21 protein-coding genes are annotated in these 25280 nt (G+C 42.7%); 9 read left to right on the top strand and 12 right to left on the bottom strand.

All coding sequences use genetic code 11. The features are described 5' to 3' along the window. Positions 1-51: 51 nt before the first annotated feature. Both AAFH98_RS07845 and AAFH98_RS07840 read right to left on the bottom strand, forming a co-directional pair. On the bottom strand, positions 52-1128 hold the full coding sequence (locus AAFH98_RS07845; protein WP_342522147.1) for a 6-phosphofructokinase: 1077 nt from the start codon (positions 1126-1128) through the stop codon (positions 52-54). A gap of 12 nt (positions 1129-1140) precedes the next feature. Then, a complete protein-coding gene (locus AAFH98_RS07840) occupies positions 1141-1806 on the bottom strand; it encodes an L-threonylcarbamoyladenylate synthase (RefSeq protein ID WP_342522146.1) in 666 nt (221 codons plus the stop codon). 223 nt (positions 1807-2029) lie between these two features. On the opposite strand from AAFH98_RS07840, the gene AAFH98_RS07835 reads away from it, so the two are divergent. Then, entirely contained in the window at positions 2030-2737 is a 708-nt protein-coding gene (locus tag AAFH98_RS07835; RefSeq protein ID WP_342522145.1) for a metal-dependent hydrolase, read from the top strand. A 137-nt stretch (positions 2738-2874) separates the two neighbouring features. Here AAFH98_RS07835 and AAFH98_RS07830 read toward each other — a convergent pair whose 3' ends face one another. The 4 genes from AAFH98_RS07830 to AAFH98_RS07815 form a co-directional block, all read right to left on the bottom strand. After that, a complete protein-coding gene (locus AAFH98_RS07830) occupies positions 2875-3906 on the bottom strand; it encodes a vWA domain-containing protein (RefSeq protein ID WP_342522144.1) in 1032 nt (343 codons plus the stop codon). A gap of 180 nt (positions 3907-4086) precedes the next feature. Beyond that, complete coding sequence (locus AAFH98_RS07825; protein ID WP_342522143.1) at positions 4087-5079, bottom strand: universal stress protein; 993 nt, start codon at positions 5077-5079, stop codon at positions 4087-4089. Positions 5080-5120: 41 nt separating this feature from the next. After that, entirely contained in the window at positions 5121-6245 is a 1125-nt protein-coding gene (locus AAFH98_RS07820) for a DUF368 domain-containing protein (protein WP_342522142.1), read from the bottom strand. A 75-nt stretch (positions 6246-6320) separates the two neighbouring features. Further along, entirely contained in the window at positions 6321-6989 is a 669-nt protein-coding gene (locus AAFH98_RS07815) for a protein-L-isoaspartate(D-aspartate) O-methyltransferase (protein ID WP_342522141.1), read from the bottom strand. 148 nt (positions 6990-7137) lie between these two features. On the opposite strand from AAFH98_RS07815, the gene AAFH98_RS07810 reads away from it, so the two are divergent. The 6 genes from AAFH98_RS07810 to AAFH98_RS07785 all read left to right on the top strand — a co-directional run bounded on the left by AAFH98_RS07810 (position 7138) and on the right by AAFH98_RS07785 (position 17732). Continuing rightward, complete coding sequence (locus tag AAFH98_RS07810) at positions 7138-10221, top strand: DUF748 domain-containing protein (protein WP_342522140.1); 3084 nt, start codon at positions 7138-7140, stop codon at positions 10219-10221. 118 nt (positions 10222-10339) lie between these two features. Next, a complete protein-coding gene (gene cysS, locus AAFH98_RS07805) occupies positions 10340-11794 on the top strand; it encodes a cysteine--tRNA ligase (protein WP_342522139.1) in 1455 nt (484 codons plus the stop codon). Between the two features lie 126 nt (positions 11795-11920). Then, on the top strand, positions 11921-12748 hold the full coding sequence (gene lgt, locus AAFH98_RS07800; RefSeq protein WP_342522138.1) for a prolipoprotein diacylglyceryl transferase: 828 nt from the start codon (positions 11921-11923) through the stop codon (positions 12746-12748). 19 nt (positions 12749-12767) lie between these two features. Next, the gene (locus tag AAFH98_RS07795; protein ID WP_342522137.1) at positions 12768-14510 is read left to right on the top strand and encodes a phospho-sugar mutase; all 1743 of its coding nucleotides are present in this window, start codon (positions 12768-12770) and stop codon (positions 14508-14510) included. Between the two features lie 152 nt (positions 14511-14662). Next, complete coding sequence (locus AAFH98_RS07790; protein ID WP_342522136.1) at positions 14663-15415, top strand: ZIP family metal transporter; 753 nt, start codon at positions 14663-14665, stop codon at positions 15413-15415. An 82-nt stretch (positions 15416-15497) separates the two neighbouring features. Further along, a complete protein-coding gene (locus tag AAFH98_RS07785) occupies positions 15498-17732 on the top strand; it encodes a S9 family peptidase (protein WP_342522135.1) in 2235 nt (744 codons plus the stop codon). Between the two features lie 74 nt (positions 17733-17806). Here AAFH98_RS07785 and AAFH98_RS07780 read toward each other — a convergent pair whose 3' ends face one another. Then, positions 17807-18718: a mechanosensitive ion channel family protein gene (locus tag AAFH98_RS07780; RefSeq protein ID WP_342522134.1), complete on the bottom strand. Its 912-nt coding sequence runs from the start codon at positions 18716-18718 to the stop codon at positions 17807-17809. A 214-nt stretch (positions 18719-18932) separates the two neighbouring features. Here AAFH98_RS07780 and AAFH98_RS07775 point away from each other — a divergent pair, with 214 nt between their 5' ends. After that, the gene (locus tag AAFH98_RS07775) at positions 18933-19361 is read left to right on the top strand and encodes an OsmC family protein (RefSeq protein ID WP_342522133.1); all 429 of its coding nucleotides are present in this window, start codon (positions 18933-18935) and stop codon (positions 19359-19361) included. 134 nt (positions 19362-19495) lie between these two features. Continuing rightward, positions 19496-20608 carry a dual-specificity RNA methyltransferase RlmN gene (rlmN, locus tag AAFH98_RS07770; protein WP_342522132.1) on the top strand — a complete coding sequence of 371 codons (1113 nt, stop codon included), beginning with the start codon at positions 19496-19498 and terminating at the stop codon, positions 20606-20608. Here the strand turns inward: rlmN and AAFH98_RS07765 are convergent. The 5 genes from AAFH98_RS07765 to AAFH98_RS07745 form a co-directional block, all read right to left on the bottom strand. Next, positions 20605-21129 (bottom strand): Spy/CpxP family protein refolding chaperone, encoded by a 525-nt coding sequence (locus tag AAFH98_RS07765; RefSeq protein ID WP_342522131.1) that lies wholly within the window; start codon positions 21127-21129, stop codon positions 20605-20607. The genes rlmN and AAFH98_RS07765 overlap by 4 nt on opposite strands. Positions 21130-21175: 46 nt before the next feature. Beyond that, entirely contained in the window at positions 21176-22264 is a 1089-nt protein-coding gene (gene lepB / locus AAFH98_RS07760; RefSeq protein WP_342522130.1) for a signal peptidase I, read from the bottom strand. Between the two features lie 14 nt (positions 22265-22278). Further along, positions 22279-22884, bottom strand: a complete 606-nt coding sequence (locus AAFH98_RS07755) for a hypothetical protein (RefSeq protein WP_342522129.1) — start codon at positions 22882-22884, stop codon at positions 22279-22281. A gap of 30 nt (positions 22885-22914) precedes the next feature. Continuing rightward, a complete protein-coding gene (lepA, locus tag AAFH98_RS07750; RefSeq protein ID WP_342522128.1) occupies positions 22915-24729 on the bottom strand; it encodes a translation elongation factor 4 in 1815 nt (604 codons plus the stop codon). 163 nt (positions 24730-24892) lie between these two features. Beyond that, a complete protein-coding gene (locus AAFH98_RS07745; protein ID WP_342522127.1) occupies positions 24893-25156 on the bottom strand; it encodes a YkoF family thiamine/hydroxymethylpyrimidine-binding protein in 264 nt (87 codons plus the stop codon). Positions 25157-25280: the final 124 nt, after the last annotated feature.

The following is a 25280-nucleotide window of genomic DNA, read 5'->3' as shown; positions in this document are numbered from 1 at the left end:
ACTTATTTCTTCTTGCGATTGCAAAACCAACAATCGTTGAGTATTAACATGTTAATCTCCCAAACAGATACCAATATCACGCGCCGTTTGCACCGTATCGCTTTCAAGAGATACAGCTTTCATTTTTCCCTCAATACTGGTGATCGGAATACGAGTCAGCTTATTATCCTGTAGCACTACCAACTTATTATAATCGTGTTCTTCTACACAGCGAATGGCCGCTGCGCCAAATCGCAATGAAATTAATCGATCATAAGTTGATGGAGAACCACCACGCTGGAGATGTCCCAATACTACAGACCGTGACTCTTTACCTGTTCGCTCGCTGAGTTCATCCGCAACCTGATCGGCGATCCCTCCCAGCTGTACTTGTTGTCCGGGCGTTTTCCCTTTGGTGACAATTTCACCGTCTTTTTTCGTAGCCCCTTCGGCCACGACAATCATCGTATAATGACGTCCCTTTGCTTCCCGCTCCTTAATTTTTTTCACAATCGAATCATACGAAAACGGTATCTCGGGAATCAATATCACATCTGCCGAGGATGCAATGCCGGAATATAATGCAATCCATCCGGCGTAACGCCCCATCACTTCTACCACCATCAGCCGGTGATGCGATTCCGCCGTAGTTGTAATACGGTCGATTGCACCTGTGGCAATATCGATAGCGGTATCAAAACCAAGCGTTACGTCGCAACCATAAATATCATTATCAATCGTTTTGGGTACGCCTACAATATTTAGTCCTTTCTGGATGAGCTTGCTGGCAATATTCATCGAACCGTCGCCGCCAATGGCTACAAGAGCATCAATACCGTAGTCCTCAAACGTTTCCACCAGCTGGTCTGATACATCTTTGGCCCCCCAGCTACCATCATCTTTCTCATACGGCATTTCAAAGGGATTACCACGATTGGCGGTACCCAAAATGGTTCCGCCCTGCATTGTGATACCACGCACCGCTTTTGCATCGAGTTTTATAAAAGGGTCATCAGTAAAAATGGAACCATAGCCATTTTCAATACCGTATACTTCCCATCCTCTTTTCAAAGCTGCCAAGGTAGCCGCCCGGATAGCCGCATTCAATCCGGGAGCGTCGCCGCCCCCTGTATTTATAGCAATTTTCATAAAAAACTATCTCTATTTTTCTAACGGTTCTCGCTCCCTGTCAAACACTTCTTCAACCCGTTCAATTCCAAGTCCTCGACGGACAATCTTGGTATTATCATCCGTCATATCTAAAATCGTTGTTTCCCTCGAAGGCAGATCCTGCTGATTATCAATAGTCACATCCACCAACTTTTCGAACTCACGCAAAAATGGCTCCCGATCAAACGCATCCAGCGCATTATTATCCATATCCGGCTTCTTCGCCGTAATAGCCAGCATCGGATTTCCAACTTCACGCACCAACCCTTCACAAATCGGATAATCAGGTACGCGAATCCCAACCGTTTTTTTCTTGGGATGAACAAGCAACTTGGGCACCTCTTTTGTTGCCGGTAAAATAAAGGTGTATGGCCCCGGAATCAGTCGTTTCATCAGCTTAAAGTTATAATCAGAAATATGGGCAAACTTCGCCGTTCCAGATAAAGAATCACATAAAATAGTTAAGTGATCATCTTGACCAAGCTGTCGAATCTCTCGAATTCGTTCAATCCCCTTTTTGTTTTTATAATCACAGCCAAGTGCATATTGACTGTCGGTGGGAAACAACACCACCGCTCCATCTTTCACCTTGTCGGCAATTTCAAATAATCGTTTTACATGGGGAGTCTCGGGATGCAGTTTAATTCGTTCTGCCATGAATAAACCTCATAAATTTTAATAGTTAAACGATATTAGATAAGCTTCAAAAAGCGCACGGAATGATTAGCGATAAAATGTTGTGATAATAACTGGAATGGAATAACATTTACCCTCATAATTCACCGTAATTTAATGCGCCTTGAACTTCATTAATAACACATTGATTTCGGATAATCAATACCATTTCAAATAAATCATTAAATAAAAAATTATTTTAACTATGGATACATCAGTGCAAGCCCAATGGTTGGGACACTCTGCTTTTAAACTCGTAAGCCCCAAAGGAACAAATATTTTGGTTGATCCCTTTCTGTCGGGTAATCCATCAACACCGGACGAGTATAAACAACAGGATAACGTCGATTATATTCTGTTAACTCACGGACATGAAGATCATGTAGGTGACACGCTCGACATTGCCGAAAAAACCGGTTGCAAAGTAGTATCGATGGTCGAACTTTCCCGGCTTTTGGTAAACAAGCACGGCCTTGAAGAAGAACAAGCGATCGAATTTAATAAAGGAGGTACGGTGGCCTTCGATGATTTTTCCGTAACAATGGTAGACGCCAACCACAGCTCCTCGTTCCAAGGGGACTATGCTGGTGAACCGGGAGGACTGGTGATCTCTTTTTACGATGATATTACCTTTTACCACTTAGGCGATACCAACATCTTTTACGAACTTGAACTATACGGTGAACTCTACGAACCCGATGTTGTTGCTGTACCTATGGGCGATTACTATACCATGGGTCCCGGCGAAGCAGCCATGGCATGCGACCTGCTTCAAGCAGATTACGCAGTGCCTATCCATTATGGAACATTTCCTCCCCTTACCGGCGATCCGAAAGATTTCAAGAAGTACACCGAAAAATCGACCGACACGGAAGTCTGGATTCCCGAGGCTGGAGAAAATTTTCTGGGATAATTACCAAATTTGATCCCAACAAAAAAGGCGCGGAAGTACCCGCGCCTTTTTATTTTTAAGCACAAAATTAACTTTCACCCCTCAGTATATTTACTCTCCTTCGGCTTAGTAAATCAGTTTACAATAGTAATACCCACTTATTCTACCGTGCATCCGCCGGAAAAACCTTCAGCCGAAAACTGGGTTTGGAAGCTTCCAAATTTATCTTCATAGTTCGCACGCAACTCTAATGAGTGCTGACCTGAGCGCTTGGGCGAACAGTACTCAAGCACATAATATGAATTTGATTCTGCCTCCAACCTCTTGGCCACTGCCAGGAAAGAATCATTGAGTTCCAGTGAATCCTCAGCAAGCTCAAAACCATCCTTACCAAACGATTTCAATATCTCCTGATCAATTTCTCCACCTAACCCAATTGTAAAAAGAGAGTGCTCCTTAGCAGCATTCCGCACCGAATCCATGGCCTGTTCAGTGCTCACGTATCCCGCCTGGTCCGTACCGTCAGTAAATAATACCATCGATCCGGCCGTAGCACCGCTCGAATCTTCACGGACTTCTTGCAGGCGATCATCCATTACCGACAAACCCTGGATGACTGCACCATTAAGATTAGTAGATCTGTCATTACTAATATCTTCACTGATAGATTCAATCCCCGATATCAGACTATCGCGGACAGATGTAAAACCTACCAGAGGATGGATATTCTGCTCACCATCAAACCAATACACCGACATCTCTCGAGTGCCATACAGGTCTTCGCCCTCAACCGGCATTGTGCGTTCGATAAAGGTTGTAGCCGCTTCTTTGAGCCGGGGCAGGTCGGCATTATTAAGAATACTGCCGCTGAGATCAAGCATCAGTACTGATGAATATAAAAAATCACCCGGTTCCCGCTGAATATCGGCCTGCGATTCGAGCCGCGATATCTGTGAACCATCTTCAAGAATATCAAAAGCAGAAGGTTCGAGCGTAGCAAATTGGTTCTCTTCGCCAAGGTCTACCTTAAAGAAGAGCCTTATTTTAGAGGGCGGCTCAGATTCTGCTTCAATAAGTTCAACGTCAATTTCCTCACCGCTGTTGTCACTGCTGTTACAACCAACGATAATGATCATAAGAAAAATGCTCAAGGTAAGTGCTGCGGGAAGGATTTTTTTCAACAATTTCATATCTGTAGCAGTATTTAGGCAACGTTTCTATTAGATTCTGTCTCATTGGATTAAAAGCCAGAATTACAGATTTGTTCCCTGAAACCGACGAAACCATTCGCTCCCAATTTTTTTACTATCCAATAAAAAAAGACACGGTAATACCCGTGCCCTTTTTTATTTAAATTAAGTAATCAGTCTTTACTTCTCAGTAAACTTACCAACCTTCGGCTTTACCGTAACCACCGGCGTGCTTAGTGATTGTGCTACTTTTTCAGTAGTTGAACCCAGTAACAAGTGGGCAAAACCGCTATGACCGTGTGTAGCCATAACCACCACATCGGCATGTTCGGCAGCATAATCCTCAATACCCAAGTGTGCCGACACGCCGCGATCAACTGCTGTATAAATATCAATTCGATGACTGGAAGCATTATCTGAAACAACAAACTGATCACGAAATTGCTCACTTCCCCGGGCTATCTGAATATTATCCAAGCCTTCAACATTCAGAAACTCATCAAGTCGCCTCATAAGTGCTTCATAAATATTTTGCTTATCTGTCTTTTGCGGATCGCGACTTTCTGAATCCAACGGACTGCCATACATCTCCTGTACATGATAAAAGGTAATATCAGCACCATAAATCGAGGCCAGTGTTATCCCCATAGGCAAGGCTGTGAACGACAACATCGAACCATCTGTAGGAATCATAATCTCCTTCAATCCTTCAGCATTCAGCCCTTCATCCACCGTAAAAACCGGTACCGAAGAATGCCGAACCACTTTATTAGTGGTAGAACCGCGCATAAGATTCGATTTATGATGTCCCTTCGATGCCATCACAATTAAATCATAATTCTCCTCTTGGGCATAATTGGCAATGGCTGTAGATGGTTTTCTATTGATCTGACAAATAGCCTCCCCTTTAGATTCATTAGCAATGTAATCATCCATTGCCTTCTGCAACTGGTGCATAGCCTCTTTTTGAGCCGTGGGATAAATCTCCTCATCCAAATCAAGCGGCGCCTGCATATTTGACAAACTCTTATGGAAATATGTAAGCGTGGGTATTATATGAATGAAATCCACTTTTGCCCCAACACGGTGTGCAATTTCCTGGGCATGACGATAGGCCAACTGAGCATTTTCCGAAAAATCCGTAGGTACTAATATCTTTGTGATAGGCTTCATAATAGCAGTCTTTTGATGGTAATTAAACAGCTATTATAACATTAGGTTTCCGTCCGTAAATAGTCAAGCCCCATCACCATAATTAGACCAATTAGTAGCCCCCAAATGCCGCTCCAAAAATGCTTTGTTCCGGCCTCCTGAACCGTTACATACGGCACAAAAGGATCACTCTTGATAAGTTTATTTTTTACGGTCACAATCTCTACTTCTTTTTGTGCGCCATCAGCATTAACCACTTCTCCCAATCGCTTGAATTCCGGACGATTGGTATTCGGTGGGTTACTGCGCAACGCCTCCGCTTCGGCACTTTCGTATGCCACCACTTGGGTCTTACTAACAAACTGCTCATAACTACGATCCTGGTACGGCCAAATAACGTACAGCGATCCAATTAAAAAGCCGATCAACACCGCTAACGTTTTCGCTTCATAACGGTCTAAAAGCCACGACAACAACCGGGCAAAAAGTGCCAACCCCACTATGGCGCCGGCAATAAATGGAAGCAGGGCCAACAATCCTCCCATCATCTCTGACGTACCCAACTTCCCAAATTGAGATAAAATATAATCGTACTTACGCAGGATAAGCAGAAAATACGATCCCGATATGCCAGGTAAAATCATGGCACAAATAGCAATAGACCCACTGATAAATACAAACCACGGAGCTTCGGACGTATCCGTAGGTACCAAGGTCACTACCCAAAATCCGATTCCCGCCCCTACCAACACAAACAGTGCATGAATCCAGTTAAATCCGTCAATGGCTTTAATTAATACAAATATGGATCCCACGATTAATCCGAAAAAAAGTCCGTACACCAACTCGGGATTGGTAAACATATAGATCTGCAAGGGCACTACTTTTGTAAAAAACAGCAGAGCACAAAAAATACCCGAAAGCAACATCACCATAAACTTCCAGTGTACCTCGCTAAGTGCAGAACGAAATTTGAACGTAATTAATCGCTTAAAAAAACGCGTATCGAAACTCTTGATGGCATTAATGAGACGAGTATAAATACCCACAATAAGAGCCAGCGTGCCGCCGCTTACGCCCGGCACAACATCTGCCGATCCCATTAAAAAGCCTTTTATTAACAGAAAGGGATACTCTTTCCAAGAAGTATTGTCAGGCTGAGATACTGGGTCTTCGTTTTCTGACAAGGAAATTAGATATTAGGAATTAGGAATTTATGCAGTGACGAAGATAGGGTAAGGTTTTCAATTTTTCATTCCTAATTATTGCTGCCACCCCTTCTTGCCAATCAGTGGCACAAATTTAAAATCACTGAAACGCTCTTCTTCGTATTCATCTTCGCGGATTTTGATAATCCGAATCATCTCCTGCTTTTGATCATCACCAACAGGCACTACTAATCGACCATTTACATTCAGCTGTTCAACTAAATCTTCTGGCACTACCGGAGCGCCCGCCGTAACAACAATGGCATCATAAGGCGCATAGGCCGACCATCCCAAAGTGCCATCTCCTAATTTCGCCCGAATAGAATATCCCAGTTCGCGCAAAACAGATTTCGCTTTTTGGTACAATTCTTTATGACGCTCAATAGTATACACCTCGGCTCCGAGTTCACATAAAATAGCGGCTTGGTATCCCGAACCCGTGCCAATTTCCAACACTTTTTCTCCTGGTTTAACCTCAAGCAATTCGGTCTGTCGAGCCACGGTATAGGGCTGCGATATCGTTTGCTCTTTACCAATTGGTAAGGCTGTATCTTTATAAGCACGATCTTGCAGTGCAGTATCCACAAAAACATGGCGTGGAACAATATTAAAAGCTTCCAACACCCGGTGATCTTGAATACCTTTATCGGCAAGTGCTTCTACCAACCGACGACGACGCTGTTTAAATTTCGGATTATCCGCTCCTGAACCCCAATTTAACATGATAAACTTTTGTTTATACCAACCGTTTTGCGTTAGATTATAACATAAGGAACTTGCAGCAATTTATTCGATTTTTAATAACTGCAATCTTTCTTACTATTCGTAATATATCGGGATAGAAATTCAATTGAGACTAACATCAGAAATTATGAAAACTTTTCTAAAGATAGCCGCTGGAATTCTGGGATTTTTCGTCATCCTCATCATAGTACTAAACCTTTATTTTACGGATGAACGTCTCAAAAACACCGCTATGCCCTACGTCAACGAGGCTGTAGGACGTACCGTCAATGTAGAAGAGATGTCCTTAACTTTCTTTAGTACTTTTCCACAGCCGGGCGTCAGCATCCGAAAAATGAGTATCCCCGGCGAAACGGAAAAAGATACGCTGCTTTCGCTGGACAAACTTGTTGTTTCCGTTGAATTATTTTCACTCTTAGGAGACCAAATCAATATTTCTGAAATCAGTCTGCAAAATCCCACGTTTACCTATGTTGTTAATGCTGACAGCACCACGAATATTGATTTTCTGATAGCTGAGGAAACGGAAACTGACACCACGACGGAAACCATGGGTATTAGCATCCCCTATTTTAATGTCAGCGGCGGGGACTTTGGCTACCGTGATAAAACCTCAAACACGAATGCCCAAATTGATGATCTCAATGCCGATATTTCGCTCAGCTATGCCGACCTAATTACAAGCACCATTGATCTGCAAATTGGTGGACTTTCAGCTGAGGTAGATGGTAGTCGCTACCTTAATGGTTTGCCCTTGAGTATGACTCAACAGTCAACAATTGATCTGGAAAATGAAACCGTAACACTTGATAAGGGTACCGTTTCCATTCGTGGGCTTGCACTTAACCTAACTGGATCACTTTCGGATTGGAGTAACAGTTTAAATAGTGATCTTACCTTCAACTCATCCTCAGATAACTTTGGTGAATTATTACGCTTAGTGCCTGCCGAATATGAGGAATATATCGAAGGACTTGAAAGTCGTGGTTCACTGGCTCTCGAAGGGACAATTTCCGGTGCTCTATTGGGGGATGAACTTCCCAGCTTTAATATCAATATGAGCGTTACCGATGGCTACGTCAAAAACCCTGATTTACCGCAGCCTATCCAAAATATTCAACTAACTGCCAATGCATCAAATAAGCTGATATCCATAGAATCATTGACGGCCCAAGCAGGAGAAAACAATTTATCAGCAAATGGACAGCTTGAAGATCCGCTTGAAGAAAATGGAGCATTCTCGATTGATTTTGACTCAGATGTGAACCTGGCTACGATCCGTGAATTTTATGATATCAGTGAGTTCGATATTGAAGACCTTGGCGGACAACTGACGGCTAATGGTCAGGCCTCGGGTCGCATGAACGCTCCCGAAGAAGCCACTTTTGATGCGGTTATCAATTTAAGTGACGGCCTCCTCAAATACGCGGAAGTATCCAAGCCCATTGAAAACATTTCGATTGATGCCAAAGCGAACCAGTCAGTCATTACCATAAACAATATGGAACTGCAAGCCGCTACCAACACCTTTTCAATGAGCGGAACCATTAACGAGCCCATGCAAGAAGATCAGCGAAATATTAATTTGACTACTGATCTTAGTTTTGATCTGGCTACGATCAAAGATTTTTATCCCATCGACGAAGACACCCTTACCATGCGTGGACAGTTCACAGCTAATGCCACACTTAAAGGCAAAGCCGATCAAATTGAAAATGCCGTACAGTCGGGTAGCATTTCCTTAGCAAATGGATTTATTAGCCATAAATCGCTGGGTAAACCCATTGAAGATATCACGCTTGAATCGTCACTCAATGGCCCTACTCTGTCTATATCAAAAGCGAGCTTTGCGACCGGCGATAATAACCTCAGCTTATCAGGAAATGTGCAAAATTATCTCAGTGATAACCGTACAGTCGATATCAACCTAACAGGAAAAGCTGCACTGGATCAAATCAAAGATTATTACGAATTGGAACCAACCATCACCGACCTTACCGGTATGGCTGATGTAAACCTCCAGGTTCAAGGTTCTCCAGCTAATCCCCAAAACATGCAGTTTAACGGCCAGTTTACTGCGCAGGATATCAACATGGATGGAGAGGCAATGGTTCAACCGGTTACAAACCTTAATGGTAAACTTAAACTATCACCCGGCTCCGTTGATTTAGAACAACTCACCTTTAATATCGGATCTTCAGATATTGCGCTTTCCGGTTCGCTTCGTGATTATATGGAGTATCTAAAGACCGAAGAAGATCGTAGTACTACCCCTCATTTAACGGGATCATATAAAAGTGAATTCCTGAATTTAGACGAACTCATCGACTGGAGTGATACCACTGAAACAACTGAGCCCATCCCCATTCACCTGCCGGATTTAACCAGCTCGGTGAATGCCGAAATTAGTAAAATGATTGTCACCGGTGTTACAATGACTAACCTGACAGCCAAAGCCTCCACCTCACCGGATCAAATTGTAATGGAACAAGCCTCAGTTAACTTATTTGATGGAGAGGCCACCGGTTCATTTACCTGGGATGTTCCCGACCCCAAACGTACAATGATTACCTTCAACGGCAACCTCGACCATTTGCAAGCCGCAGCCTTTTTTGATGAATTCCAAGTGCTTGGCAAAAACAGCAAGTTTCATGAGTACGTATCTGGAGCATTTACCGCTGATGTAGAATACTTTTCTGAACTCAATGAGTTTTTGGAACCCGTTATTAAAACCTCAACCATGGACGGCAATTTTGGAATGACCAACTCTCGTATTCAGGGACATCCTATTCAAAAGCGATTGGCTTCACTCTTTAGTGCCAATGAGTTTAATAACATCGGCCTGGATAAGTTTAACAGTACCTATTCACTTAAAAACAGCATATTTACCATTAATGATTTACGAATGACCAGCGATGATATTGGCCTGGAATTAAACGGAACGCAGCACATGATAAAGGGTGATATCAATTATAAGACGCAGCTGTTTTTACCAGGGCGATTCAAGAAGGGTATTGCCTCCGTCATAAGCTCCCGGGCTGTCGAAGCACTTACTCAAGATAACGGAACTATCCAAGTTCCATTACGCATTACCGGTACACAGGAAGATCCCAACATTCGTCCTGATAAAGAAGCTATTGAACCCATCGTTAAGGATTACTTGAAAGAAAAGGGAGGAAACCTGATCAAAGGATTGTTCAACAATAACTAAATACACTCCAGACAACGATTTTGCAGTAAAGTGCGTTGTCAACTAATGCTGCGAAACGTTATCTTTGCGATCTGAAAATACAATTTAGCGATTAGATTAATAAGCATTCATCCTGATAATGGATAAACTTCATATTTACAACACGCTAACTCGTAAAAAGGAAGAATTTAAACCTATTGAAGAAGGCTTTGTTGGTGTCTACATCTGTGGACCTACGGTTTATGGTGATGCCCACTTGGGTCATGCCAAAAGCTATGTCTCTTTTGATGTCGTAATCCGCTACCTGCGTTACTTGGGGTACAAAGTCCGGTATGTGCAAAATATCACCGATGTGGGCCACCTGACTGATGATGCAGATCAGGGTGAAGACAAGCTGGAAAAGCAGGCCAAAATTGAAAAACTGGAACCCATGGAGATTGCGGAAAAGTACACCTACAACTATTTCCGCGATATGGACGCCCTTGGTGTTCAGCGACCCGATATTTCTCCCCGCGCAACGGGACATATCATCGAGCAAATCGAAATGGTAAAAAAACTGCTCGAAAACGGTCACGCTTATGAAACCGATGGCAATGTCTATTTTGATGTTTCTTCCGATAAGGAATACGGAAAACTTAGTGGTCGCGATATTGAAGATCAGGAAAGCGGTTCGCGCATCGAAACCGCCAGCGACAAACGTTCGCCCGAAGATTTTGCCCTCTGGAAAAAAGCCGATGACGGACACATTATGAAATGGCCTTCGCCCTGGGGCATGGGCTATCCCGGCTGGCACGTGGAGTGCTCGGCGATGTCCACAAAGTACCTGGGCGAAAATTTCGACATTCACGGCGGAGGCATGGATAACCAGTTTCCGCATCACGAATGCGAAATTGCCCAAAGTGAGGGAGCATTCAATAAACCTTTTGCCAACTACTGGATGCACAACAATATGGTTACCCTTGAGGGACAAAAAATGGGCAAGTCGCTGGGCAATGCCATTTCACTGCACCAGTTTTTCTCTGGTGAGCACGACCTCTTAACTCGCTCCTGGGATCCGCAGATCATTCGTTTCTTCTTGCTCCAAAGTCATTATCGTAGCACTACCGACTTTTCCGAGGATGCGCTTTCCGGTGCCGAAAACGGGCTCCGCAGCCTTCAGGATATGGTTCGAACCATCGATAAGGCTGAAAGTGAAGGTGGCGATGATTACGACTTGGAAACCTTGAAATCTGACTTGGAAAGCAAACTCAACGACGACTTTAATACTGCACAAGCTATCGCGGTTCTGTTTGAGGAACTAAAAATCATCCGTAAGCAAATTAATAGCGGTGATACCCCAGAAAATATTACGGATATTCAGGAATTTTTACGGAATTTCGTCGATGGTGTGCTTGGGCTTTGGCCTGAGGAGGAGCAATCTTCTGCCAGAGATAACAAGACAGAGGATCTGATCGAACTGCTGATTGATATCCGACGAAATGCGCGTCACGAAAAGAACTTTGAGCTTTCAGATATGATTCGCGACCGCCTTGAAGAGTTGGATATCAAACTAATGGACAGCCCCGAAGGCACAGAATACAAAATTGTATCGTAGCAAACCTTCACATGGAGGGAATTAGAGGAGCTAAAAACTGGGGTAACGTATATATCCTCCCCTTCTATAGGGAAACGTAAGAGGGATTAAACTCAAAAATTATTTTTCTAATCGATATATTATTTCATGGATCTATTACTTTTAGCAACTGATTTCTTTACTTGGTCCGTTGATCCCGTAGCATTTAGCCTGGGGCCGCTCGAACCACGCTGGTACGGCGTTCTTTTTGCCAGTTCATTTCTGGTTGGTTTTTGGCTAACACGCAAAATGTTCCTTCATGCTGGTCGTGATCCCGAGGAAGTAGATCAACTGCTTACCTATGTTTTAATTGGTACCGTCGTTGGCGCTCGTTTGGGACACGTGCTGTTTTATGATCCCGCGTTTTACTTCCGCTATCCATCTGAAATTTTAAAAATATGGCATGGAGGCTTGGCCAGTCACGGTGCAGCCATCGGCATCATCATAGCCATGTATATGTTTATCAAAAAGTTTCGGGATATGAGTTTTCTATGGCTGGCTGATCGGGTGGTGGTTGTCGTAGCTATTGCCGGAACTTTTATCCGAACTGGTAATTTCATGAACTCCGAAATTGTTGGCCAACCCACGGAAGTACCCTGGGCGGTTATCTTTACGAAAGTTGACATGCTGCCCCGTCATCCCACCCAACTATATGAAGCCCTTTTGTGCATCCTCGTGTTCGGTATTTTATGGAAGGTATACCATGCCTATAAAACAAATCCGCCGGAAGGTTCACTTTTTGCCCTCTTTTTGGCCACACTTTTTTCAGGACGTTTCCTGCTTGAATTCACCAAAATGGAGCAGGCCGCCTTTGCCGCCGATTGGGTATTTAATATGGGACAATGGCTTAGTATCCCACTGATTGGCATCGGCATCTGGTTGATAATTAAAAAGGTCGATTGGAACCAACCGGATATCCAAAAGCAACAAAATTAATTTATCACCTATAGTAACTATGGAATCATTAGATCCACAGATTAAAGAGAAAATTGACCACTGGCTAAATAGTAACTATGATGAAGCTACAAAGAATGCTATCCGCCAAAAGCTGGATAATCAAGAGTATCAAGAATTGACTGATGCTTTTTATAAAGATCTGGAATTTGGAACCGGGGGGATGCGTGGCATTATGGGAGTAGGCTCCAATCGGGTCAACAAGTACACCTTTGGGATGGCTACCCAGGGATACAGTAACCTTTTAAAACAAAACTATCCCGATGAACAAATTAAAGTTGTAATTGCTCACGACTGCCGTAATAATTCCGAAGAGCTGGCTCAAGTTGTTGCGGATGTGTTTTCGGCTAATGGCATTTATGTATACCTGTTTGAGGGTTTACGCCCCACTCCTGAACTGTCATTCGCCATTCGCGAATTAGATTGTCACGGTGGGGTTATGCTGACAGCCTCCCACAATCCCAAAGAATATAATGGCTATAAAGCTTACAATGAGCATGGCTGTCAATTAGTGTCTCCACAGGATAAGCAGGTGATGGAGGAAGTACAGAAAATCGAAAATATCGACGATGTGAAATTTGAGGGCGATGCTGAAAACATCGAAAAAATTGGCAAAAATATTGATAAAAAGTACCTCGATGCTATCTTGGATGTAACGATGTCGCGAGAAGCGATTAGTCGTCAAAGTGATCTCAGCATTGTCTTCTCTCCCATCCATGGCACCTCTGGTGTGCTGGTTCCACCGGCCTTAAAACGCTGCGGCTTTAATAATGTAACGCTCGTTGAAGAACAGATGAGCTATGATGGCAACTTTCCCACGGTGGAGTATCCGAATCCCGAGGAAAAGGAAGCTCTTACAATGGCGTTGAATAAAGCCAAAGAGATTGATGCCGAGCTGGTAATGGCAACCGATCCCGATGCCGATCGCGTGGGCATTGCCATCGAGGACAACCACGATGAGTGGATGCTGCTGAATGGAAACCAAACCGGTGCACTTATCATTAACTACCTGTTGCATACCTGGAAGAAGGCGGACAAGTTGGACGGTGACGAGTATATAGTCAAGACGATTGTTACGTCGTATTTGATTGACACTATTGCCGAACACTACGGCGTGGACTGCTATAATACGCTTACCGGTTTCAAATACATTGGTGAGCTGATGACTGAGCTCGAAAACGAAAAACAGTTTATTGCCGGCGGAGAGGAAAGTTACGGCTACCTAATTGGCGACCATGTTCGTGATAAAGATGCCATCGTTTCTATCGTAATTATTGCTGAGATGGCTGCTTATTATAAAGACCAAGACACCAACCTTTTTGATGCCCTGCTGGATATCTACTTACGTCATGGATACTATCGCGAAAAACTGGTATCGGTATATAAGCGCGGACGTGAAGGAGCCGAAGAAATCAAACAAATTCTAAAAAACTATCGCGAAAATCCGCCCCAGACGCTGGCCGGGTCTGAGGTAGTTACCATCAAAGATTACAAAACACAGGTATCAAAAAATGCCCAGACGGGGGAAACCGAAAATATTGATCTGCCCGAATCAAATGTACTGCAATTCTTCACTGGAGATGGCTCTATCGTTTCTGTACGTCCATCGGGAACAGAGCCTAAAATCAAGTTTTATTGCAGCGTTAATACTGATCTGCCTAATCGAAATGGCTTTGACAATAAGACGCACGTATTAGAAGAAAAAATGGATACTATTATCCAGGAACTAACTGAGAATACATAATTTTAACCTATTGGGTGGCAGGCACATAGATACCTTTCGCCTGTCACTATTACTTCGCCCTGCCTATTTAATTCCATTCTAAATTCATTTTCACTAATGGATTAACTACAGCCACTCTGTATATTTCTGCGCAGCATTAACTAAAAAGGACTATGAGTGACCTTCTGCAACAACCTGTTTTTGATGTTTTTATCTATGCCCTAATTACGGCCGTAGCTACCGGATTGGGTGCCCTCCCCTTTTTCTTTTTTAAAAGCTTGACAAGAAACTGGCTTGGTATTTCCAATGCTATTGCTTCTGGATTAATGATCGCAGCCAGCTTTGGACTTATCTATGAAGGTATTAATCATGACCTCTGGTTCACGTTTTGGGGTATTATTATTGGGCTCATATTTATCATTGGCAGTGAAAAGCTCCTCAGTAAGTATGATGATCAGTTTTCAATCAAGAAAATAAACAAAGCAGACGCTACGAAAATGCTGTTGATTGTTGGCATTATGACGGTCCACTCTTTTACAGAGGGCGTAAGCGTAGGAGTATCGTTCAGTGGCGGAATCGACCTTGGACTTTTTATTACTACGGCTATTGCGGTCCATAACATTCCCGAAGGATTAGCCATCAGCTTGGTACTTATTCCGCGAGGAACATCCCCAATAAAAGCCGCTTGGTGGAGTATATTTTCCAGTTTACCCCAACCGTTAATGGCTGTGCCGGCTTTTCTGTTTGTAGAAATTTTTCGAACCTACCTCCCCATGGGACTCGGTTTTGCTGCAGGTGCCATGATCTGGATGGTTTTTGCCGAACTCATTCCCGATGCTATGGAAGAAAGCAAAAGCTCAACGGTAGCTACCGTCGTTACTATATCTATTTCCTTGATGATTATCTTCCAGGTACTAATTGAATAACTGCATTTAAATTTTATTTTGTATCGGTTTCAACAAGAATATTTCAATACTACCGTTTTACCTTCTAAAAAGAACTCAACCCATGAAACATATATCTACTTATCTAATGAAATCACTGGCTCTGCTGTTTTTAATTGGAGCCTTTGTTTTTCAACAGCCTACTCTGGCACAAGAAACACAGCGATACTCAAGTGTTAAAGAAGCCCTTTCCAAAAGCGGACAACTTAGTGGATCCAACGGTCCGGAAAATGTCACTTGGATTGATGATGGAAACCGCTATTCGTATATGGAGTATAACTCCGATACTGAAACAAGGGAAATCCGGGCATATGATCCTGCTATGGAAGAAGATGAGCTTATTTTCAATAGCGCCAACCATACCTTTCCCAGCTCAGATTCTACGTTCGAATATTCCTCCTTCCAATGGTCAGATGATTCCAAATATTTAGTATTTCAATCAAACTTCAGACCAGTCTACCGCCGTTCTGGCATCTCTGATTACTACTTGTATTCCATCGAGAACAAAACGTTAGAGCTGCTGGTTGAGGATGCCCGAACCGCTGAACTTTCTCCCGACGGGAGCAAAATCGGCTATGAGCGTGAGGGAGATCTTTTTGTGTACGATCTGGATGCTGGTGAAGAAACACAACTCACCAACAGTGCCAAAGAGTATTTTTACAATGGGCGTTTTGGCTGGGTTTACGAAGAGGAATTTGGATTGGCCCAGGCGTGGCAATGGTCCCCCGACAGCGACCATATTGCGTACTGGCAAACGGATGAGCGGAATGTCAATATTTTTCAGATGACAGATTATGAGGGTCAGCATCCAGAATATGAAAAAATTCCCTATCCCAAGGTGGGCGATGAAAATCCCAAAGTGAAAATTGGCGTTGTAAATGTAGACTCAGGTCAACAGCAGTGGATGGATACCCCAACAGATGGATATATCCCCCGAATATACTGGACGGCTGATGAGAATGAGTTAGCAACAGTCCATCTAAACAGGGCCCAAAATCATCTGAGACTGTTTTTTAATGATATTAACAATGGTGATCGACAGTTGGTCATGGAAGAACAATCAGATACCTGGATTGATGTGTTTGATTTCTTTGCCGGCATCAATCACCTATTTTTCTTTCCCAAAGACAGCGAAGAATTCTTCTGGATTTCTGATCGCAATGGCTGGAGTCATATCTATCGCTACAATTATGATGGAGAAGTCAAAAACCAGGTAACAACAGGGAATTGGGAAGTCACCTATGTCCACACCGTTGATTACAGGAACAATCGCATTTATTACACCTCTACCGAAGAATCACCGCTGGAGCGACACCTGTATTCCGTAAACTTTAACGGACGTAATAAGACTAAGCACACCCAGGTTAAGGGCACTCATGACATCAGTATGGGCTCGAATGGCAAGTATTATATTAATCGCTATTCCAATACTTCCACCCCTACACAGGTGGAGCTTTGGAGTACCACAAATGGCAAAATAGAAGTGCTTGAAGATAATACATCTGTGGAAGCTTTTACCAAAAAACATGTATATGCACCTCGAGAACTCTTTTCCTTTACCACTTCGGATGGCCAACAACTGGATGGATACATGATTCGCCCAATCGATTTTGATTCCGAAAAAGAATACCCACTGGTACTCAACATTTATGGTGGCCCCGGGGCGCAGGGCGTTTATAACGAGTGGGAATCCAGCGGCTGGAATCAATATTTAGCCCAGGAAGGATACGTCGTTGTAAATGTCAATAATCGTGGAAGCGGCGGATATGGGTCCGACTTTGAAAAGATAGTCTACAAAAAACTGGGGGAATGGGAAGCCAATGATTTTGTTGAAACAGCCCAATTTATGGCTCAAAAAGACTGGGTGGATAGCGACCGAATGGCGATTCGTGGACACAGTTATGGCGGATATATGACCACCTACACAATGTTCAATCATCCCGATATATTTGAAGTGGGAATCGCCACGGCTCCCGTTACAGATTGGCGATTATACGATAGCATCTATACCGAACGCTATATGGGATTACTGGAAAATAATACAGACGGATATAAACAGAGTTCATCTACCACTCATGTCCAAAACTTAAAAGGCAATCTCCTGCTTTCGCACTCTACAAAGGATGAAAATGTGCACGTACAAAACACGATGCAACTACTTACCAAATTAACAGGCAATGGGCAGGATGTAGATCTGCAAATTTATCCACCGGGTGCTCACGGCGTAGCATTTAATACCGCAAGTTACTATCTGCTTTATACCTCATATGTGGATTACCTAAATGAGCACTTCAAATAATCTAACATCTGTTTAAAACAAAAAAGGCCGAGTGTTAAACTCGGCCTTTTTTATTGAATAATATATTTTGAGACTTACGACTCCTTGCCATTCCCCAACATGGTACTAAGCTTTTCGCCGCCACGAATCCCAAAATCGAGCGTACGAATAGGAAATGGAATCATAATATCGTTTTCATCAAAGGCTTTGGTGATAGCAATAATAGCATCGCTACGCGCCGACCAGAAATCTGGATTCGTTCTAAAATTTACCCAGAACCGAATTTTAAAATTAATCGAACTGCCACCAAACTCATCATAATAAAACTCAACATCCTTGCTGTCATCATAATTATCCAAACTTTCTACAGCCTCAAGAGCTACTTTCTTAGCTTTTTCTAAATCATCCCCATACGATACCCCACACGATAAATCGATACGGCGATTACTCTCATCTGTAAAGTTCTGAAGTGGATTTTCAAATACACTCTTGTTGGGGATATATACAATCTGCCCCTGCGGAGTTCTGATAATGGTATTTCGTAAATTCATTTTTACGACCGTACCATAAAAATCATTCGTCTCAATAATATCTCCAATTCCAAAGGGATGACGAATAGACAAAATAATACCAGAAATAAAATTTGAGGCAATATCCTGAAATGCAAAACCTAATGCCAAACCAATAATACCAGCACCGGCAAGCAACGAGGTAACAGCCCCATCAAGCTTGAGCACACTCAAAGCGATAAAGATCCCTATCCCAATCACTAATACGCCAACTATGGTCTCCAGCAAATTAATAATAGTTTTATTGCTGGTCGTTTTTTCAAGCATATGCTTGACGCCCTTTCGTACCAGACGTCCCAACACAAAAAATGCGATAAGCACAAGCAATGCTACTACCAGGTTTGGCAGCATTGCGATAGTCGTTTCTAACCAATTCATCAGCTTCTCAGTGAGTGTACTATACACATCCACAAATTCGGCTTCCATTTCTTGATTCATCCGTAATAATGTTTTTTGCGATTTATAATTTGAAAGCAATGTTTAGTGAGAAAAAATTAAATACAAAAACAGATCGTTCATTTAAATTCGATTTATAATCAATATACTTTTGTCATACCTTCTCTCTCAAGATGATATCCTGTAAGCAGGAATGTAAGCAATAGTTTCACTGTTTATTAATCGTAACACAAGTTTAACCAAAAATTATTTATTTATGCCTACACGTAAAGCAGAAGCAAGTTGGAACGGAGATCTAAAAAATGGAACCGGCAAAATGTCGTTTGGCAGCGGTGCCTATACCGGGGCCTATTCTTTTAAATCCCGATTTGAAGAAGGAACCGGAACCAATCCCGAAGAATTAATTGGTGCCGCTAATGCCGGATGCTTTTCCATGGCACTGTCTGCTGATTTAGCAGAAGCCGGATATGATCCCCAAACCGTTACAACAAATGCCGATGTGACCCTTGAAATGGTTGATGGTGATCCGGCAATTACTACCATAAAACTTAATGTTGAAGCAAATGTTCCGGACATCGATCAGGATGAGTTTCTGGAAATTGCTGAAGGGGCCAAGAAAAACTGTCCCGTTTCCAAAGCATTAGCTGGCGTTAATATTGTATTAGATGCCAAGCTCAACAGTTAGAGAATCATCCATTCTTACATTATTCTTTTCAGGGGATACCGTTGGGGTATCCCCTCATTTATTGGCACAAGCTATCTTCAAAAATAGTGGTGCTCAGTTTAAATAGCTGCTTAAGGATTTGTATCTTTGGGGTTATGGCTACAAAAACAGATATCGACGAAAAAGTAAATTTAAAAGACTTAACCAAAGAAGAGCTTCGGGAATTCACCGAAGAGCTGGGCTTGCAATCTTTTCGCAGTGATCAGCTATTTCAATGGCTTTATCAGAAGGGCGTGCACAGTTTTGATGAGATGACTAATCTCTCTAAAGGCCTTCGTGCTCAGCTTAAAGAAATAGCGACCGTTCCTACTATTGAACATGTTACGCAGCAAGAATCCAAAGATGGAACCATAAAGTTTCTGTTTAAGCTGCAGGGCGAAGAAGAACACAAGGTTGAGTCCGTACTTATTCCTGACTTTTATGACGACGGAGCAGCCAATCGACTTACGGTTTGTGTTTCTTCACAAGTTGGCTGTGTTTTTGGATGTTCTTTCTGTGCCACCGGTAAAATGGGTTTTTTTCGTAGCCTGACGCACGGTGAAATCGTCGATCAGGTGCAATATATCGATGCGCTTTGTGAAGAACGCTTTGGCAAAGGCATTACCAATATCGTGTATATGGGGATGGGCGAACCGCTGCACAATTATAAAGCAGTCGTCAATTCTGCGAATATCATTACCGATGAATTAAGTATTGGTCTTTCGCCAAAACGCATTACTGTTTCTACGGTGGGACTTACCAAGCAGATCAAGCAATTGGCCGATGAACGACAGCCGTTTAACCTGGCCATCTCACTGCATGCGGCGAATGATGAAAAGCGGGATGAAATTATGCCCATCAACAATTCCATGAACCTCGAGCAGCTCAAAGAAGCTGTTCAACATTATTATGATAAGCTGCACCGTCCTATCACGTATGAATATCTTCTGTTTGATGAGTTCAACGACAGCCCCGAGGATGCACGTCAACTCGCTGAAATTGTACAATGGATACCCAGCAAGGTAAATATTATTATGTACAACGATGTGGCCGGAGTAGCGCTTAAACGTGCTCGAGAGAAACGTTTAGATGCTTTTATGCAAGAGTTGGTAAAACGCGATATTACTGCTACCGTACGTCGTAGCCGCGGTGATGATATTGATGCCGGATGCGGACAGTTAGCCATCAAAGAAGGACAGCCAATGGGCAAAACGATTCGCAAAAATTAGTCATTTCCCATTTGGTGTTGATGCCTCTCATCACGGTATCCCCGTAATTCTTGATACCGATCTATTTGCTGCCCGGAAAGAAGTTTTTCCATTTTTAGATGAGCTTGCACGTGAGTAGCACGAATTTTGGCATGGAGCATTCCAATTTTCGATATCAACGAATCAACTTGAGCAGAATCGACATCAGAATGCTCAAAAATATTATTAAGCTCTCTTTCTGCCGAAATATATTGTTGGCCCAAAGTCGTTGAATGCTTTTTCATCTCTTCAAATAACATCTCTGTTTGAGAAAGTTGGGCTTCCGTGAGGTCTAACTGGTCAGAAAGCTCAATCACATGTTTAGGGCCAGGGAAATTATTGAGCTCAGCAACTTTTGATAATCCCATACCTTCACCATTCAAATAACCCTGTACTTCTCGATCGGTAAGCGACTTTATTTCACGACCTTCTTGGCCAACATACGGTGATTCTCCTTCTTCGGGGTGATGACTATTACAGCCAGCCCCAAAAAATACTATCATTAATAAGCATATTGATATTGAACTCCAACGCATAGGCCTCAAAGTCCTAATCATGAATGACATTAAGTAACCGATCAAAACGGGGCAACCAGCGCTCGTGATCCCAAGAAAAGTAGATCATGCCAGCCTTTCCAACAACATGTGATTGCGGCACAAACCCCCAGAAACGACTATCCTCACTGTCATCCCGGTTATCCCCCATCATAAAATAATAATCTTGCTGGATCGTATATTCATTTGTAGGCTCTCCGTTGATAACAAACTGATCACCATTACGATCTACATTATTCCCCTCATATCGAGTAATAATATTTTCATAGATGTGATAATTACTGGGTGATAACGTTACCGTTTGCCCTTCTCTGGGTACAATTACCTGCGGAATATGGTGATGATTATTGAAACCCGATGAAAAGCTAAAATCGCGCCGACTAAACTCATTAAAGTCTTCCGGTAAAACGAACAGATCTATGTTATTCACTTCCGGCCATTCTCTCATATTCCGAGCTACCGACTCAGTCATCGTAACGCGATAAGTTCCCTGGTTTTGCGACCCAATTAACCGTCCACCGGCAGCCTCAACTTTAGCAGGACTTAACCGTACGCGATCACGAACCGATACACTATACGTCCGTTGAATGCCCTCAAAATCATGTGCCTGTTCTCCATTGATATATAATTCAGCATCATCAATTTGCAGGGTATCGCCTGGCATACCTACAGCTCGCTTAATATAACTGGTTTTAGCTGCTACTGGTGCCAGATCAATAGGATAATTGAATACCACAATGTCATTGCGTTCTATCTCACTAAATCCGGGTAATCGAGTCCACGGTAATACAGCACCAGGCATATATATATTGGTAAATGGTACTCCTAATACCATGGGGGTTCGCGGACCGTAACTTATTTTGGATACGATCAGAAAATCGCCCGTAAGAAGGGTCTTTTCCATTGAGGGAGTAGGAATGCGATAGGCCTCAAAGAAAAATGCCCTAATTATTATCGCTGCCACTGCTGCAAAAAGCAGTGCATCCATCCATTCCCGAAGCCAACTTTTTGCTTCCTCGTTTTGTTCCCCTCGTCGCCGTGACCGTCGCTGCTCGCGCTCTTCTTTAGATAACTTATCTGCCAATGTAACTCCTAAAATTAGTTATTATAATCGATACTCATCCCTTCGGGCGAATCGATTTCAGTATTTTTAAATTTGCCGTCCTTATAGCTTACACTGTACCACTGCTCCTTTTCCGGAGAATAAAAATAGTCTTCATATTCCCCAAAATCTTCAACAGCCAAAAGTTTCTGAACAAACTCCCGCTTAATTTGAGGCATCAAGTCAATATACTTGCTGGCCCCACCATAGGTCAATCCACTTCCAAATGGACCATTCCAATCAAGCACAATAAGGGGAATACTATCATTAACCATAAACCAATACTCAAACTGGATAGCCTTGCCGGGGCGAAAGTTTGGTTGATTCAGTAAGTCTTTGAGTGTTTGAGTGGGCGCCCCAAACTCTGCCTGTAGGCGTGCCCGAATTTCATTGGTTTGCTTATCATCAAGCTTGGTATCTTCGTAAAGTCCCTGCCCTGTAAGACTTATATTTTGAGTCAATCGCTTAAAATTACCTCTGTTATCGTTTGACACTTTCTCAAACTGGGCAGCTTCAAACTGAGCATAAGCTCCAATAGAAATGAGTGTTAAAAAAAGCGTTAGAAAAAAACTCTTTACAATCTTTCGTAATCTTACATTCATAAAATAAATCTCGTTAAACCGTTTCTTGAATTAATTATTCTTGTCTTCATCCATAGAAAGCACTGCTAAGAAAGCCTCTTGGGGGATTTCAACCGTGCCAACTTGTTTCATACGCTTTTTACCCTCCTTCTGTTTCTCAAGAAGTTTACGCTTACGAGAAACATCACCGCCATAACATTTAGCCGTTACATCTTTTCGGATGGCCGGGATTGTTTCTCGGGCAATAACGTTTGATCCAATAGCCGCCTGAATAGGTACCTCAAACTGGTGGCGATCGATAAGCTCTTTTAATTTCTTGCAAAGCTTACGTCCCAATTCATACGCCTTATCTCTATGTACGATACTCGATAACGCATCAACCGGCTCTTTATTAAGTAAAATATCAAGCCGCACGAGATCTCCTTCCCGATACTCCAAAAATTCGTAATCCAGCGAGGCATATCCGCGCGTTCCACTCTTTAATCGGTCGTAAAAATCGAATACGACTTCTGCCATCGGCAACTCGTATTTAATTTCAACACGCTGGCTCTGCATATGCAACTGATTAACATAGATACCGCGTTTATCTTGACACAACTTCATTACCGGCCCAATATAATCGGAGGGCGTTAATATGCTCGCTTTAATATAAGGCTCATAAACGGCATTTACCTTAGCAGGGTCAGGCATATCACTGGGGTTATCTACAATAACCTTCTTATCCTCTCCCTTTTCTGTGATATGAACTTCGTATTCAACGTTGGGGACCGTAGTGATAATATCAATATTAAATTCACGATCCAGTCGCTCCTGCACAATTTCCATATGGAGCATCCCCAAAAACCCTGCTCGAAATCCAAAACCAAGCGCCTCAGATGTTTCTGGCTGATAAGTGAGCGAAGCATCATTCAATTGAAGCTTTTCAAGTGCTGATCGCAGATCTTCAAAATCGTCAGACTGGGTAGGAAAGAGCCCACTAAATACCATGGGCTTGGGCTCTTGATAACCCGGTATGGGTTTTTCGGCAGGATTATCGGTACGAGTCACCGTATCACCTACGCGAGCATCTTGCAAAGATTTAACGCTACCCACAACATATCCTACATCTCCGGCTTCCAGCTTATCGGTCTTGACCTTTTCCAACTTTAGGTGCCCGATTTCTTCAGCCTCATACTCCTTATCCGTGGCCATAAAGCGAATTCCATCCCCTTTATGAAGCGTACCCTCCATTACCCGAACATAAACAACAGAACCGCGATAGGTGTTAAAAACAGAATCAAAAATAAGGGCACGCAACGGTTTATCAGATTCACGTCCCGGCTCAGGGATACGTTCTACAATAGCCTCTAAAAGCTCATCAACCCCTTCTCCCGTTTTCGCTGATACTTTCAGAATTTCATCGTGTGAACAACCAATTAAATCAACAATCTGTTGCCCCACGCCTTCGACATCAGCGCTGGGTAAATCAATCTTATTTAATACGGGAATAATTTCCAGATCCTGATCAATAGCTTGATACAAGGTAGAAATGGTCTGCGCTTCTATTCCCTGTGCAGCGTCTACCACCAACAAAACCCCTTCGCAAGCTTTTAGAGCACGTGAAACTTCGTACGAAAAGTCAACGTGTCCTGGCGTATCAATCAAGTTAAAAATGACATTTTCACCACTGGGACGCTCATAATCCATCCGGATAGCGTGGCTCTTAATGGTGATGCCGCGCTCACGTTCTAAATCCATATCGTCGAGAATCTGTTCCTGCATTTCGCGCTCGGTGATAGCACCGGTGCGCTCGAGCAGACGATCTGCGAGCGTAGATTTGCCGTGATCGATATGGGCTATAATACTAAAGTTGCGAATCTGGGTCATAAAGATGTGCTAACAGCACTATTTTTGCTTACTCAAAAAGAACGATAAAGATACAAAAATGCCCGTGGCATTTCATAATTATTCGCAACTATTGATAGAAAAAGGAACTCATAAAAAAGTCCAACACCTTTATTGTATTGGACTTACATAACGAACCGAAAAATTATTCTTCCACGGCATCTTCCTCAGCAACAGGGTTCAACAATTCAACATGAAATCGAAACTCCTCCTTTTCTATCGTCATCGTGTCATACATCTCACGAATAAGACTAAAAACTACATCCGTTTCTCCCCGCACACTTGTTGACATATAATTTACATCCACCTCAACATCGTGCTGTGCCACTAACTCAAGCAGATAATCTATACTTTCGCGGGGGTCTGATGTCTTAAGGGGAATATAAGTAAATTGAGCGGTTGTAATCATAGTACTAAATCTATTATCAATTTTAATTATTGGGTTGTAAGAATAGCCTTTTAGCACTAATACTTCAATCTCTTACCTAAATTTTCGGAACATTACGTTTTTAGATCCATTTAAGAAAATCAAA

The organism is Fodinibius sp. Rm-B-1B1-1, assembly GCF_038594945.1.
GTDB lineage: Bacteria > Bacteroidota > Rhodothermia > Balneolales > Balneolaceae > Fodinibius > Fodinibius alkaliphilus.
This window is presented reverse-complemented; position numbering and strand designations above follow the sequence as displayed.